This is a genomic window from Natrinema salaciae (assembly GCF_900110865.1).
Classification (GTDB): domain Archaea; phylum Halobacteriota; class Halobacteria; order Halobacteriales; family Natrialbaceae; genus Natrinema; species Natrinema salaciae.
Window position 1 is genome coordinate 86,090 of record NZ_FOFD01000003.1, and the last position, 14,280, is coordinate 100,369.

Consider the following 14,280-nt stretch of genomic DNA (forward strand, 5'->3'; position numbering starts at 1 on the left):
ATCGGACCGAGACGACGACGGACGTCGAAGACGCGAGCGGGTCTTCGAGGCGCTCGGTCGGCAGCCGTACGCGAGCCGAATGCGCTCGAGGAAAATACGGCAGGCGGCTGCAGGCACGGTCGCTTCGGCGAAACGCATCGATCGTCACGACACCGAGAAGCGAATGTGAGCCGGCCGAACGACCCGAATCGTGGCTTCTGCGGGACCGCGTTCGACCGATCGAAACCGCCCGAGTAGCCGACCGACGGGAGCGCTTTCACACGGACAATGAAAACGAGCATCGAAGTCGAGTACTGGGTCGTCGATAGCGACGGACGTCTCGCCGAACCGGGGCCGCTCGCGGACGTCTCGGAGCGCACGGAGCGAGAGTTCGTCGAGCCGTTGTTCGAACTGAAGACGCCGCCCTGCGAGTCGATATCGGAGCTGCGAACGGCGCTCGTCGAGGAACTCGAGGCCGCCCTCGAGAGGGCGGCGGCCGTCGACAAGCGTCTCGTCCCGCTCGGCACGCCGATCAACGGCGACGGCGTCGACCGACGGCCTGACGAGCGAAGCCGCATCCGAGAGGCAGTGACCGGCGAGCGTTTCGACGCCGCGACGTACTGTGCCGGGACGCACATCCGCGTCGAGGAGCGAACCGTCACCGACCAGCTCAACGCGCTCGTCGCCCTCGATCCGGCCCTCGCGCTCGTCAACTCGTCGCCGTACTATCGGGGCGAACGGATCGCAAACGGGGCCCGAGCCTACTGTTACCGAACGCGGAGCGACGAGGCGTCCCCGAAACACGGCCCGTTCTGGCGCTACGTGGAGAGCGTCGACGAGTGGCACCGGCGACTCGAGCGCCGCTACGAGGAGTTCGAAGACGCCGCCATCGAGGTGGGCGTCGATCCGGAGGCGGTCGCGAACAACGTCTCTCCGGACGACGTGGTCTGGACGCCGGTCCGACTGCGCGATTCGATACCGACCGTCGAGTGGCGCTCGCCCGACGCCGCCCTGCCGAGTCAGGTCCTCCGCCTGGCCGACGACCTCGAGACGGTGATGGAACGGCTCCATCGCACCACCGTTCGGATCGACGGCGGAGTCGCGGGCGACGGGGGACGCGAGGCGAGCGGCGGCGGTATCGCCGTCGACACCCGCGGGCCGACCGCTCGCCCCGGTCGCGTCACGAGCGACGGGACCGTCCTCCCGGCGTTCGAAACCGTCTGCGATCTCGCCGAATCGGCGATCGGCGACGGCCTCGAGTCGGCGGCCGTCGCGGGCTACCTCGAGCGGATGGGGTTCACCGTCGGCGACTACCACCCGATCGCGGCCCAGATCGACGGCCGCCGGTACGTCACGAGCGCCGACGCTCGCGACCTGCGACTCGAGTACGCGAGCCGGCTCGAGGAGGACGTCGAGAAGCTGCGTGACGCCGAGTGACGTCGGCGGTCAGTTGCCGTCGTCGTACTCGTACTCCCGCTCCGGGTCCTCGACGCCCTCGGTCCGGGAGCCGACCCAGGCCCCGAGCGAGAGCCCGTAGACGAGGTGGCCGGCGTGAAAGAGCGCGAGTTCGTCGGCGTCGAGTCGGATATCGAGGAGCTCTTGCAGCACGATCTGCACGCCGAATGCCGAGAGGACCATGCCGTAGACCGAGCCCCAGACGAGCCCGCGCTGTTCCGGTTCGATGGACCGCCCGGCGTCGTACAGGGAGAACAGCGCTCCGAAGATCACGCCCGAACTGACCCCGTAGACCAGATGCAGGGCGAGGCCCGCGATCGGATGGTCGTCGGGGTCGCCGCCGGCGACGTACTGCGACCAGAAGTTCGCAGACGGTGGCAGCGATCGCAAGAGCGGGAGGCGAAAGGCGGTCATGATGAGCGTCGCGACGAACCCACCCTGAATACCGCGAACGACGGCGTCGGCGACGTGTTCCTCGCGCGGACGGTCGTCGACCTCGCTGGTGTGTCCCTCGGTGTCGGCGATCCCTCGCAGTCGTCGCAGCCGATCGGAAACAGCCATACTTGTCTCGAGCCGTAACCTCCCACGCCGGTCGTCTTAACGGTCCGGCGCGCCGATTAATGCACCGCGAGTGAACGACGGGAAGCGGACCGAGACGCCCGATCGAGAGATCGGCCCGCCGGGAAGCGGTCGTTCGCGGCAAGTACACTTTTGGCCGCCTGCTCCGATAGGGAGCGCAATGCGCGATCCGATCCGGGTTCTTCACGTAGACGACGGGCCCGATAGCCCGGATCTGACGGCTGCGACGGCAGACGACGACTCGGAGCCGTTCGACGTCCGTACGGAGTCCACCGCCCAAGCGGCGCTCGAGCGACTCGAGACCGGGACGGCGGCGACCGACTGCATCGTTTCCGAATATCGACTCGCCGGCCTCGACGGACTCGAGTTCCTCGCTCGTGTCCGGGAGCGCGATCCCGAACTCCCGTTCGTGCTCTACACCGAAGCCGGCTCGGAAGCGGTCGCGAGCGACGCCATCTCGCTCGGCGTGACCGACTATCTACGGAAATCGGCGGACGAAGCCGACGAGCGTCTCGCCGATCGGGTTACGGCCGCCGTCGAGCGGTACCGGCGCGTGAGGCGACTGCGAGCGGACAGCGATCTCCTGGACAAGATCTTCGATCACGTTCCGGTCCACCTGTTCGTGAAAGACACCGAGGGTCGGCACGTCCGCGTGAGCAAGCACCTCACAGAGCGAGTAACGCACGAGACGGACGCGCTCCTGGTCGATTCGTTCTCTCGGGAGGAGATTCTCGGCAAGACCGACGTCGAGATCGCCACCACCGACCACGAACGACAGGCGCACGCCGACGACAGGCGCGTCATCGAAACCGGCGAGCCGATCATCAACAAAGAGGAGTACAGTCCGCTCTCGACGGAGTGGAACGTGACGTCGAAAGTGCCCTGGTACAACGACGATGGGTCGGTTCGGGGCCTCATCGGAATTACACACCGCATCACCGAGCGAAAACGCTACGAACAGGAACTCGAGCGCCAGAACGAGCGGCTCGGCGAGTTCACCAGCATCGTCTCCCACGATCTCCGGAATCCGCTGAACGTGGCCCGGGGACACCTCGAGGCGGCGAGGCTGTCGCGTGACAGCGACCACCTCGCGACTGTCGCCGAATCGCACGAGCGGATGGAATCGCTGATCGAGAACCTGTTGACGGTCGCACGGGAGGGCAAAGCGGTGACCGAATTCGACACCGTTCCGCTGACCGAACTCGTCGAAACCTGCTGGCAGACCGTCGAAACGGGGGCGGCCGAACTCGTCGTCGAAACGGACGCGGTGATTCGAGCCGATCGGAGCAGAGCGAAACAGCTGCTCGAGAACCTGTTTCGGAACAGCGTGGAGCACGGCTCCACGAGCAGTCAGTCCGAGAATCACGCTGACGACAGCGTGGAGCACGGCTCCACGGGCAGTCAGCGCGAAACCCGCGCTGACGACAGCGTCGCGCACAGTGAGCCGAACGTGACGGTCACGGTCGGCGGTATCGACGGCGGCCCCGACTTCTACGTCGCCGACGACGGCCCCGGAATCCCGCCCGACGAGCGGGACCGGGTGCTCGAGCGAGGGTATTCGACGGCAGCGGACGGGACCGGGTTCGGGCTCTCCATCGTCACGCAGATCGCCGACGCCCACGGCTGGCGCGTCTCGGCGACGGAGGCGGCAAACGGCGGCGCACGGTTCGATATCACGGGCGTCGACGACGCCGCGTCCGGCCGCTGAGCGAATCGGTGAGCGACACGAGCCCGTCGCGGACGACCGACGACAACGTCCTTTTGCCCGTTCGGTTCGAACGGCGGACTATGACAACGGTCGAGGCGAAACTCGAGGCCGCCCGCGACGACCTCGCGGGTCGCGACGGGGCCCTCGTCGCCTTCTCCGGCGGAGTCGACTCGAGCGTGGTTGCCGCGCTCGCCCACGACGCGCTCGGCGAGGACGCCGTCGCCTGCACCGCGAAGAGCGAGACGCTCCCCGAAGCCGAACTCGAGGACGCCAAGCGGGTCGCGAGCGAGATCGGGATCCGCCACGAGATCGTCTCCTTCTCCGAACTCGACAGCGACGACTTCGTCGAGAACGACGACGATCGCTGCTACCACTGCCGGACGATGCGACTCGGCGAGATGCTCGGGACCGCCCGCGAACTCGGCGTCGGGACGGTCTGCGACGGGACGAACGCCGACGATCCGGGCGCGGGCCACCGACCCGGACTGCAGGCGGTCGCGGAACTGGACGTTCACTCACCGCTGCTGGCCCACGACATCACGAAAGCGGAGGTCCGCGAGATCGCCGGCCGCTACGGCCTCTCGGTCGCCGACAAGCCCTCCATGGCCTGTCTCTCCTCCCGGATCCCGACCGGGCTCGAAGTCACCGACGACCGATTGACGCGGATCGAGCGGGCCGAAGCGCTGCTGCGACAGTGGGGCTTCGACCAGTTCCGCGTCCGCGATCACGACGGCCTCGCTCGTATCGAGGTCGCCCCGGACGAGCTCGAGCGGGCCCTGGAACTCGAGTTCGTCGAGACGGTCCGGACGGAGCTGGCGGAGCTGGGGTTCGACCACGTCACGCTGGACCTCCACGGCTACCGGACGGGGAGCGTCAGTCCCGAAACCGAAGACGAGAATCCGACCGCCGAGACCTCGACCGACGACTGAGCGCCGGGCTCGAGTACCGAAAGTCGATCGCTGACTCGGGTCGTCCCCGCACGCCGAGCGGAGGGTGAATCTGCCGTTCGTCCGGATCGGATGTTATTTGGTAGACGATCGGTCGGAATATAATCGTCTTTCCCACACGAAACCTTCCAGTGGAATCGTTTTTGGACTCGCGTACGGCAATATTGCACATTCCGATACGAACGTAGCACTCCGGTCGGTATCAGTGATCGATGGAAGCCGACGTGCCGCTCGAGTGGACTACGGAAGAGTGTCGGTCCTATACCCCTGCCGACACGGACCGAGAGATGCAGTATCGGACGTACCGCCACGATTCGGGAGATCTGCGGCTGAAGGTCGCGCCCGCCTCACTCGACGACGGTGAGGACCACCCCGGCTACGCGCTGACGGCGACGAGCTACCCGGGGCTCGATCTCTCCGAGACGACGCGAGTCAGGACCGTGCTGACGTTCGAACGGTGCGATCGGATCGCCGCGGAGTTCATGGACCTCTTCTCGGCCAGCTACGACGGGGCCGGCTCGCTCGACGACGCGCTGGAGTACGCCTACGAGCGGACGCGCGAGCACCGCTGACGGTAAGCCTGGAGACGACTGAGAACCGCCGTTAGCGGCCGTGGCCGCAGTCGACCGGCGCGATCATTCGATTTCTAACCGTCCGCCACTGCCGGCTCCCCCGTCGTCCTCGTCCCACTCGAGTTCGAACTCGATACTCAACTCGCCGGGCCCGTCCGCCGGCCCCTCGCGTTCGGCTTTGACCTCGAAGGTGGGACGAGCGGGTGGCTCGAGCGTCACCGATTCCGAGCCCGCTTTGAGCGTGATCGCGTCGCCGTCGTCCAGGTTGTCCGCGACGCGGCGAAGCAACGCCGCGATCTCCGCCCTGTCCTGGTCCTGTTCGGCCTTGAAGAGTACTTCTTCGGGCATACGCGACGATACGGTCCGCGGGTTGATAAATGCGCACACGAGAGCCGGCCTCGCGTCCGCCGAGCGACGGGGGCCGGCACTCAGTCGTCCGAGGGGGCCGCTGACTCGTCGGCCGCGGCCGCTGCCGACTCGCTCTCCGCGAAGGGATACCACGACTGTTTGGCGTCGGCCATGTACGGCGCCTCGAAGTCGGTCTCCTGGGGCTCACAGAACTCGACGAGCTGCTCCGTTGCCGTCGCCTCGACCCACTGGCGGAACGTCTGCCCCTCGGTGCGGTGGGCCGCGTAGGCCTCGAGCAGGTTCCGGATCGCACCGGGGGCCTCGTCGGCCGGCACGCGCTGCTGGATCCAGTCGATGAACGAGGGGTTCTCGCCGACGCCGCCGCCGACGCCGATATCGAAGGCCTCGACCATCTCGCCGTCCTTGCGGGCGCGCATCCCCTGTAGACCGATGTCGGCGGTCATCGCTTGCCCGCAGTCCGCGGTACAGCCGGAGTAGTGCATCTTGATCTTGCCGACGTCCGGGGGGAGTTCGACGTTCCCGTTGAACCAGCGCAGCATGCGAGCCATTCGGCCCTTCGTCTCGGTCAGCGCGATCGAGCAGAACTCGGTCCCGGTGCAGGCCATCGCGCCGCGCTCGAACGGAGTCGGCTCGGCGGGGTACTCCTCGAGCAGCGGTTCGGCGAGCAGGCCAGCGAGGTCCTCGTCTGCGACGTCGACGATGACGGGGTTCTGACGGCGGGTGAGACGGACCTCGCCGGAGCCGTACTCGTCGGCGTAGTCGGCCAGTTCGATGGCGTCCTCGGCCGGCAGGCGGCCGACGGGGACGCTCAGGCCGACGTAGTTCCGGCCGTCCGTCTGATCGCCGACGCCGACGTGGTCGTGCTGGCCCGCCTCGACCGGTTGGCCGGCGTTGTAGGTGTACTCCTCGCGGAAATCCTCGCCCGCGGTGGCCATCTCGAAACCGACGTACTCCTCCTGGAGTGTCTCGCGGATCTTTTCCATGCCCCAGTCCTCGGCGAAGAATCGCGCGCGATTCTTCGAGCGGTTCTGACGGTCGCCGTAGTCGTGGTAGAGTTCGACGAACCCGCGGCCGACCTCGTAGGCGTTCTCGGGCCGGACGAAGACGTCGAGCGGGGTCGCGGCGCGGGGCTGACGGCCGCCGAGCCCGCCGCCGACGCGGACGTTGAACCCTCTCACCGTCTCGCCGTCGATCTCCTTCGTCGCCGGCTCGAATCCGATATCGTTGATCGAGTCCTGCGCGCAACCGACCGTACAGCCCGAGACGCTGATGTTGAACTTCCGGGGCATGTTCGCGAGCGCGTCGTCTTTCCGCAGCTCCTCCTCGAAGCGCTCGAGCAGCGGCCCGGATTCGACGAACTCCTCGGCCTTGCCGTGGAGCGGACAGCCCGAGATATTACGCATCGTGTCACCGCCCGCGGAGCGGGAGTGGACGCCGACCGACTCGAGTCGGTCCCAGATTTCGGGGACGTCCGCGAGCTCGAGCCAGTGCAGTTGGATTGACTGACGGGTCGTCAGGTCGATCCAGCCGTTCCCGAACTCGGGATTCGCGACGGGCCCCGTCGCGTAGTCGCGGGCGACCTCACCGATCGTTCGCAGCTGTTCGGGCTCGAGAATGCCGCTGGCGTTGGTCAGCCGCATCATGAAGTACGATTCCTGCCCGTCGCGCTGGTGGAACAGGCCCCAGAACTTAAAGCGGGTGAACCACGTCTCGCGTTCGTCCTCGGGGATCGCCTCGTACCCGCCGTTTTCGGCGAACTCGAGGATGTGTTCGCGGACCTCGTCGCCGTAACAGCCCTCCTTCAGGTCTTCTTTCTTATGCGCCATCGGGGACCACCTCAACGACCGAACGATTAGACAGCGATTCCCGCATTTTTGATTTAAACATGTCGTGATTCACGTTCCAACATCATGTTCCTGAATCATATAATGGTGATCGTTGACAAATACCTAATTTCTCGCCGCGTTCGGGCTCGGGTACGGCATCTCCAATGAGATATAGCCTGTTCTAGGACGTATATCACGGGAGACCCGGGTCGAGACTGGGCGAATACAAACAGAAAGACGGTCACGATGACCGCGAGGTCGTCAGTCAACGAGCAGGTGTGCCAGTGGGGTTCCGTCCTGCCGACCGACGGCCCGAACGGGTGAGAACCGTCCGCTTCGCGCCAGCGCCCTCGAGTCGTGCTTCGAACGGGATGCCCGCCAGCGATCCCGTCAACAGGAGCACCGCGACGAGCACGCCGTCGGCTCCCCCGGTTCGCGAACGCGTCCCTACTGGCAGACACGGACGCCGCGTTCGCGGTCGTGTCCGGTCAGACGCTCGCTTCCGCGACCGCCCTGACGTCCCGCTCCTGCGGCGGCTCGAGGCGTACCGCACACTGCTTGAAGTTCGGTTCGTTCGAGCGGGGGTCGACGTCGGGCAGCGTGAGGTCGTTGACGTCGGGGTGGTGGATCGGCAGCCAGACGACCCCGTCGGGGATCGCCGCGTCGGGCTCGACGCTGACCGTGACCGACGCCCGGCGCGAGACGACGCGAGCGTACTGTGCCGCCGCACCATCCTCGCGGCCGTCTGCCACCGCCGCGCCATTCTCGCGGCCGTCTGCCACCGCCGCGCCATCCTCGCGGCCGTCCGCTGGGGCCTCGAGGTCATCCGCGAACGCGGCGGCCGTCGCCGGGCTGATCCGGGCCGTCGGCGGTTCGTCCTCGCGGGTCCGAACCCCGGTGTTGTACGCGTCCGGGCGGCGCGCGGTCGTCAGCGTGAACGGATACGATTCGTCCGTCGGCTCCGGGAGCGGTCGGGCGGTACCCGACGAGAACCGCGCGCGGCCGGACCGGGTGTAGAACGACCACGATTCGTCCGTCGGTTCGGGGGTGGAAGCGGCCGCGTCGTCCGCCTCGTCGCCCTCGTAGTACCGGTAGCCGCCCGCAACGTCCGGCTCCGGTGCCGGCCAGCGGACCGCGCGTTCGGCCTCGAGGCGGTCGTAGCTGATCCCCGAGAGGTCCGCGGGGGTGCCGGCAGTCAGCGCGGCGAACTCGTCGAAGATCGCTTCGGGTTCGGGCCGGTCATCGAACAGGTCGGGGACGAGCCGATCGGCGAGCTGGCCGATCAGGGTGAGATCGGGCCGGACACCGGACGGCATCTCCGTCGCGGCCCGGACCCGGGAGACGGTCCGCTCCATATTGGTCGTCGTCCCCTCGGACTCGCCCCAGGTCGCCGCAGGCAGGACGACGTCCGCGTACTCGACCGTCTCGCTGCGGAACGCGTCCTGGACGACGAGGAACGCTTCCTCGAGGTTCTCGCGGACGCGCGTCGCATCGGGCATGCCCGCGACGGGGTTGGTCGCGACGGCGTAGACCGCATCGACATCGTCGCCGATCGCATCGACGATGCCGACCGGCCCCGGTCCCGGATCGTCGGGGAGCCGGGAGACCGGGACGCCCCACGCCTCGGCGACGTCGCGGCGGTGGTCCGGATCCGCGAAGGGGCGGTGACCCGGCCAGGACCCCTTCGAGGAACAGACGCGGGTTCCCATCGAGTTCGCCTGCCCGGTCAGCGAGAACGGTCCCGATCCCGGCCGGAGGTTGCCGGTCGCGAGACACAGATCGATCAGCGCGCCGGCCGCCGCCGTCCCGTTGACGCTCTGGTTGATCCCCATTCCCCAGTACAGGAGCGTGGGGTCTGCGAGGGCAGCCGCGAGGCGGTCGACGTCGGACATCGAGACCCCCGCCATCTCCGCGGCGTCGGCCGCGTCGGGGAGTTCCGCGCGGAGGTCGTCGAACCCGATCGTCGCGTCGTCGACGAACGCCTCGTCGATCCGATCCGTCTCGACGACGCGAGCGAGGACGGCCCGCGCGAGCGCGAGATCGCCGCCCGGCTCGAGCGGGACGTGGTGGTCGGCGACCGCGGCGGTCTCGCTGTGGACGGGATCGACGACGAGCAGTTCGGAATCGTCGCCGGCGGCGGACTGCCGAATCCAGCGGAACATGACCGGATGGGCGGCCGCCGGGTTCGCGCCCCAGACGACGTGTGTCTCGGCGTCGGGGATGTCGTCGTAGGTCGGCGGCGGCGCGTCGCTGCCGAAGGCGTCGTAGTAGGCGGTGACGGCCGAGGCCATACACAGCGTCGTGTTGGCGTCGTAGTACCGGGTCCCGAAGCCACCGCGGGCGAGCTTGCCGAGCGCGTAGGCCGCCTCGTTGGTCTGCTGCCCGCTCCCCAGGACGGCGACGCTATCGCCGCCGTCCTCGAGGGCGGTCCCGAGCCCCTCGGAGGCGCGCTGCAGCGCCGACTCCCAGGTCGTCGGCACAAGGTCGTCGCCCTTTCGCTCGAGCGGCCGGGTCAGCCACTCGCCGTCCGGATGCGCGGTCTCGCTGACGCCGCGTTGACACGCCAGCCCCTGATTGACCGGGTGGCCGGGGTCGCCGCGGACGGTCTCGAGGCCGTATTCCCGTTCGGGGGCCTGCTGGACGTGACCACAACCGACCGCACACCGCATACACGTGGTCGGCACGAGTTCGGTCACGGCTCCCACCCCCTCGAGTCGGAGCGAACGGGAGCATGCGATTTACAATCACGCCCATCCGAAAGAAATTCTCGAGCTATCATTCAGCGCGTCACAGATACGGAAAACATATGCAACTACTAAACGGTGATCGTTTACGAACAGTGATTTTTCCCGGACGAAGGGGCGGGAGTCCGCAATATGCGGACGGATAGGGACAATATAAGGCCATTATATGGCGGGAAGTCGTCCGCAGTCCGGACGAATGTCAACGGCCTCGAGTCGGTCGCGGCCACGCTGCAGCCGGCAGGAGAAGCGATCACGCGATCCGAACTCGGCCGCGGGGCGGTTACTCCCGCCCGACCCACTTGAGGACCAGCAGCGTCCCCTCGAACAGCAGGATCATCGTGACGGCGACGAGGATGGGTGCCATCCCGGTCGGATCCAGCGTGAACGCGAACGAGAGCGCCGCGAAGGCCGCCCAGAAGTACAGCCGCTTCTGGGCCAGCCAGCGGCGGGTCGTCACGCCCAGCATGATCGCCAGCATGATGAAGAGCGGAATCTGGAAGACGATCGCGAGGAAGCCGGTGAGCGTGATGATCAGGTTGAACGTGTCGCCGAGCGCGTACGCGATCTCCGCACTTCCCTCGGCGTAGTACGTGAAGTACTCGAACAGGATGGGCAACACGAGCACGTACGAAAACAGCATGCCGACCGCGCCGAGAACGACGCTCGTCGGAACCGCCGCGAGGTAGTACTTCCGCTCGTTGGGGTACAGCCCCGGCCGCATGAACAGGTAACACTCGTAGACGAACGCCGGCAGTGCGATCATGATCCCCAGTAGCGACGAGATCTTGATCCGGGTCAGCCACAGCTCGAGCGGGTTGTAGAGGTGCGGCGGCGGCGCGTTGCCGCCGTCGGGAAAGACGTTGAACCAGACGAACTCGATGGCCTGGGACGCCCACAGGATCCCGATCGCCGTCCCGCCGGCACCGAACAGGAGGACGACCGCCAGCCGGAGGACCATCTCCTCGATGTGATCGGCCAGCGGCATCTCCTCGTCGTCCGGCGGCGTCGAGATGCCGCCGACGTCGTCGTCCGGATCGGGATAGGTCGGCTCGGGGTCGGGATCGTGGCGGTCACCGACGACGCCCTCGCCGTCGGTCTCGAGGTCCGGAGCGCCCGCCGCCGCGGCATCGGCCGACGGCTCGGGATTCGAACTGTCAGCGTCGACGTCGGCCGACGATGCCGGCGCCGAACCCTCGTCGACGGCATCGGTCGACGGCTCGGGGTCGGGACCGACGAACGACGGGGTCTCGTCGTCCGCGGGAAGGAACCCGGAGTCGTCCTCGGGGAGCGGTCGCTCATCGGCGTCGTCCCATCGGTCTCCGAGGTTCGGGGCGTCCTCATCGTCCGTCGGCTCGTCCGCCATCTACGGGATATTGATAGGCCACCGGTTATAGGCCTTTTTCTTACGAACACCCCCGAAAGTGAGAAGGCCGCTCGAGGGAGCCTCGGACCGCATGCCAGTGCAGTTCAGATACGTTTCGGAAGTTGTGAAGTCGAATTCGGAGCATCCATGACGGAATTCAGTCGCCATACTGGGTCTAATAGCGGTATTCGATTAGAGATGTGGAAAACAAACGGACGCCGAGTGGGCTAAGGGAGTTTAGTATTCGACTCGAGATTCCTGAAGACGTTCTGTAGAATTTCATTGTTCAATAGTCGCTTCGTTTTTGTAGTGTTCATACACGTTACGAGTCCAGCTAATTGCTTCGGATGTGTTATTTATTAAGACGCCTTTTATTCCTCCATCTTTATGTACAATTATGCCCGCGTAGGTGTCGTTTTCAGATGTCATAATCCATAGAGAGTAGGGAAGTGCACCGTTGTATATTTGAATAGATGTTCGATCATTATCGAGGATTCTATCAAATTCGTATGCGTTAGTGTTTTGCAGAGTACTAAACAGATGGTCTTCGATGATGAGCTCTACCGAAGTCTCACTCTGGTTGATCGCATCCTCAATAACTCTTGTATACGATAAGTGGACTGTTGGCACTAGCCCCAACAGTCGGGTGGACTCTCGCAATATTTCTCTGATTGGCTCGAGAGCTAGATCGGGTATTTTGGGATCTGCTTGGTGGACATCCATTTCGTGAATGAACCGAGAGTTAAGAGAGTTCTCGTTAGGGAATGTGTTTAACAATCTCCCCGACTTTTGAATATTATTGATAGTGTCTGTGTATCTAGAGTATGCTGTTAATGCGATTTCACCCTTGGGTGTTGTGTGGTACTTTCCATCTCCGTATTCGACGCATTCCACTTCTTGAAGCAATTCTAATCCCCGGTCAACGGTTGACCGCGACTTTGAGCATATATCTATTAATTCAGCTTTCGTCTTCGGATCATCTACGAGTATATCTAGAATCTCGTTCCGTTTGTGTACCGCATCGTGTAGTTTCCTTCTCTCATCAGACATACATTAGCGTTATTAGATTGGGACCTTAGTTATGGTGATTTCCACCAAGGCCTTAATTCCAACACTAACAGGTGTTTCCGATCCTGGAGTTGATTCGATCGCTAATAACAAAGATAGGTTTGATCACTTTGATCGAATCGAACTATATATCGGCCAACCAATCAAATAGAATGCAAGCAAATACAAGATGGCATATAGTGAGAGACCATATAATATAAATCCGCCAGAACTAATTTCTATTGCGATTCCTGTTAATATGTATGCAATCAGTCCAAGAAACCACTCTTTTTCATCCATATATGGATAGAATATTTAGATGACTTAATAGTATTGTTTTAGGGATTTGATAGCCGTGTTGTCAGATGAGGTCATCTGTGCTTTCGTCATCGGTGATTTGCCAATCGCCCTCCAGTATACCGCCGAAAGAGACAGAAGCTGGCCCCGCTCCACCCTCAATACTATCGACAGTTACACTGGTTGGGTTGGCAGACCAAGCGTGGACATAACTTCCATAGATCGTTCCTGGATTGCCATTGAGGTTGTTTAGAGACTGAGCTAATAGCACGCTTTGAGAGGCATCTGGATAGATTTTTTCCAAATCAACAAGGGCTCCAACCCCTCCATTGCTTATTGAGTCAGGATAGAGTTCGATTGAACTGTCCTCAGACGGGCTTGTTCGTAGGCTTGATTCACCAACGTTTGTCCACTCATTACCGTCATAAGTGATTGTGATAACGTCGTCTGCCCAGGTCCCGAACCCAGGGGATATAACTGCAACGTCCAGCGTTGTGATTACTTGTACTCGAATCCGTTCCTCTCCTTTCGGATCGTTGAACGCATTAATGAGGAAGTTCGCTGTAGGCTTTTTATAATGTGCTTGGGGACTGAACTCCGAATCATTTTCTGACTCTAATGTCTCTGTTGTCGTTGAGACCACATAATTGTACCCAGAATCCTCCATTACCTCGTGCAGACCATCTTCACCATGGTCATTATACGCTTCTAATACTTTCGAATCTATATTATCTAATGGATCTGAGCTTGCTTTTTTAGCACTAGTGGTTCCAATGATACCAACTGTTGCAAGGCAGGAACCGGCCATTTTCAGGGTTCGTCGACGGGTCTGATTTTGATCGTTCTTCATTGTCTTCTTCCAACTGATACTTTGACTACTACAATAACTTAATTGTAGACAAATAAACCACAATATGATTAATATGTAATGGTCTGATTATAGTCTGAATGGATGATTAGACCACCATCTTTTGATACGTTATTCAGGTGTTGGAAGCCGCGACCGTGCCACTATTTTATTGACGAAAAAGGATTGGCTGCTTGAATCTACAGTGTTCAAACACGCTATAGTAGATGTTGAAAGTCTATTGCACTCCCGCTCGCGAAGCAGCGGCCAGCATCGTTCGTGCTGGCCGCTCAAGTGCGAGCAGTGAGTAAATCGTTTCAACGACTACTATAGTACTATGTGAAGCTGAATACTCAAAGCCAATTATCAACTGCCTCAATATCTACATTGCAAAGAAGTTTGAGGGAGGGCGTCCAGCAGCAAGGAACACCATATATTCGACTATAGTAGCCGGTGAAATGGGTTGTACACTGAACACAATGCGTCATGCGATCAGGGCACACAGACTCACTGTAGCGACTATAGCTTCGATGGTGCTTTTAATTTC

12 protein-coding genes are annotated in these 14,280 nt (G+C 62.8%); 4 read left to right on the forward strand and 8 right to left on the reverse strand.

The window, feature by feature from the left end; all coding sequences use genetic code 11:
- The first annotated feature begins 267 nt into the window (after positions 1-267).
- Positions 268-1,416, forward strand: coding sequence for a glutamate-cysteine ligase family protein (locus BMX07_RS09950; protein ID WP_090617365.1), 1,149 nt, complete (start codon positions 268-270; stop codon positions 1,414-1,416).
- Positions 1,417-1,425: 9 nt separating this feature from the next.
- On the opposite strand, the gene BMX07_RS09955 is transcribed toward BMX07_RS09950, so the two are convergent.
- Entirely contained in the window at positions 1,426-1,995 is a 570-nt protein-coding gene (locus tag BMX07_RS09955; RefSeq protein ID WP_090617367.1) for a DUF6789 family protein, read from the reverse strand.
- Positions 1,996-2,173: 178 nt separating this feature from the next.
- Between BMX07_RS09955 and BMX07_RS09960 the strand changes: the two genes are divergently transcribed.
- The 3 genes from BMX07_RS09960 to BMX07_RS09970 all read left to right on the forward strand — a co-directional run bounded on the left by BMX07_RS09960 (position 2,174) and on the right by BMX07_RS09970 (position 5,240).
- A complete protein-coding gene (locus BMX07_RS09960) occupies positions 2,174-3,721 on the forward strand; it encodes a hybrid sensor histidine kinase/response regulator (protein ID WP_090617369.1) in 1,548 nt (515 codons plus the stop codon).
- Positions 3,722-3,801: 80 nt separating this feature from the next.
- Positions 3,802-4,650 carry an ATP-dependent sacrificial sulfur transferase LarE gene (gene larE / locus BMX07_RS09965; RefSeq protein ID WP_090618406.1) on the forward strand — a complete coding sequence of 283 codons (849 nt, stop codon included), beginning with the start codon at positions 3,802-3,804 and terminating at the stop codon, positions 4,648-4,650.
- A 230-nt stretch (positions 4,651-4,880) separates the two neighbouring features.
- Positions 4,881-5,240 carry a hypothetical protein gene (locus tag BMX07_RS09970; protein WP_090617371.1) on the forward strand — a complete coding sequence of 120 codons (360 nt, stop codon included), beginning with the start codon at positions 4,881-4,883 and terminating at the stop codon, positions 5,238-5,240.
- A gap of 63 nt (positions 5,241-5,303) precedes the next feature.
- Here the strand turns inward: BMX07_RS09970 and BMX07_RS09975 are convergent, their stop codons facing one another.
- The 7 genes from BMX07_RS09975 to BMX07_RS23730 form a co-directional block, all read right to left on the reverse strand.
- Positions 5,304-5,588, reverse strand: a complete 285-nt coding sequence (locus BMX07_RS09975; RefSeq protein WP_090617372.1) for an amphi-Trp domain-containing protein — start codon at positions 5,586-5,588, stop codon at positions 5,304-5,306.
- Positions 5,589-5,668: 80 nt separating this feature from the next.
- Positions 5,669-7,435, reverse strand: a complete 1,767-nt coding sequence (locus BMX07_RS09980) for a nitrite/sulfite reductase (protein WP_090617374.1) — start codon at positions 7,433-7,435, stop codon at positions 5,669-5,671.
- A 488-nt stretch (positions 7,436-7,923) separates the two neighbouring features.
- Positions 7,924-10,104: an assimilatory nitrate reductase NasA gene (gene nasA, locus BMX07_RS09985; protein WP_245742114.1), complete on the reverse strand. Its 2,181-nt coding sequence runs from the start codon at positions 10,102-10,104 to the stop codon at positions 7,924-7,926.
- A gap of 355 nt (positions 10,105-10,459) precedes the next feature.
- The gene (locus BMX07_RS09990; protein WP_090617377.1) at positions 10,460-11,542 is read right to left on the reverse strand and encodes a twin-arginine translocase subunit TatC; all 1,083 of its coding nucleotides are present in this window, start codon (positions 11,540-11,542) and stop codon (positions 10,460-10,462) included.
- A gap of 279 nt (positions 11,543-11,821) precedes the next feature.
- A complete protein-coding gene (locus tag BMX07_RS23725) occupies positions 11,822-12,592 on the reverse strand; it encodes a helix-turn-helix transcriptional regulator (RefSeq protein WP_139210852.1) in 771 nt (256 codons plus the stop codon).
- Positions 12,593-12,715: 123 nt separating this feature from the next.
- The gene (locus tag BMX07_RS24825; protein WP_217643680.1) at positions 12,716-12,889 is read right to left on the reverse strand and encodes a hypothetical protein; all 174 of its coding nucleotides are present in this window, start codon (positions 12,887-12,889) and stop codon (positions 12,716-12,718) included.
- A 61-nt stretch (positions 12,890-12,950) separates the two neighbouring features.
- Entirely contained in the window at positions 12,951-13,736 is a 786-nt protein-coding gene (locus BMX07_RS23730) for a hypothetical protein (protein WP_139210853.1), read from the reverse strand.
- Positions 13,737-14,280: the final 544 nt, after the last annotated feature.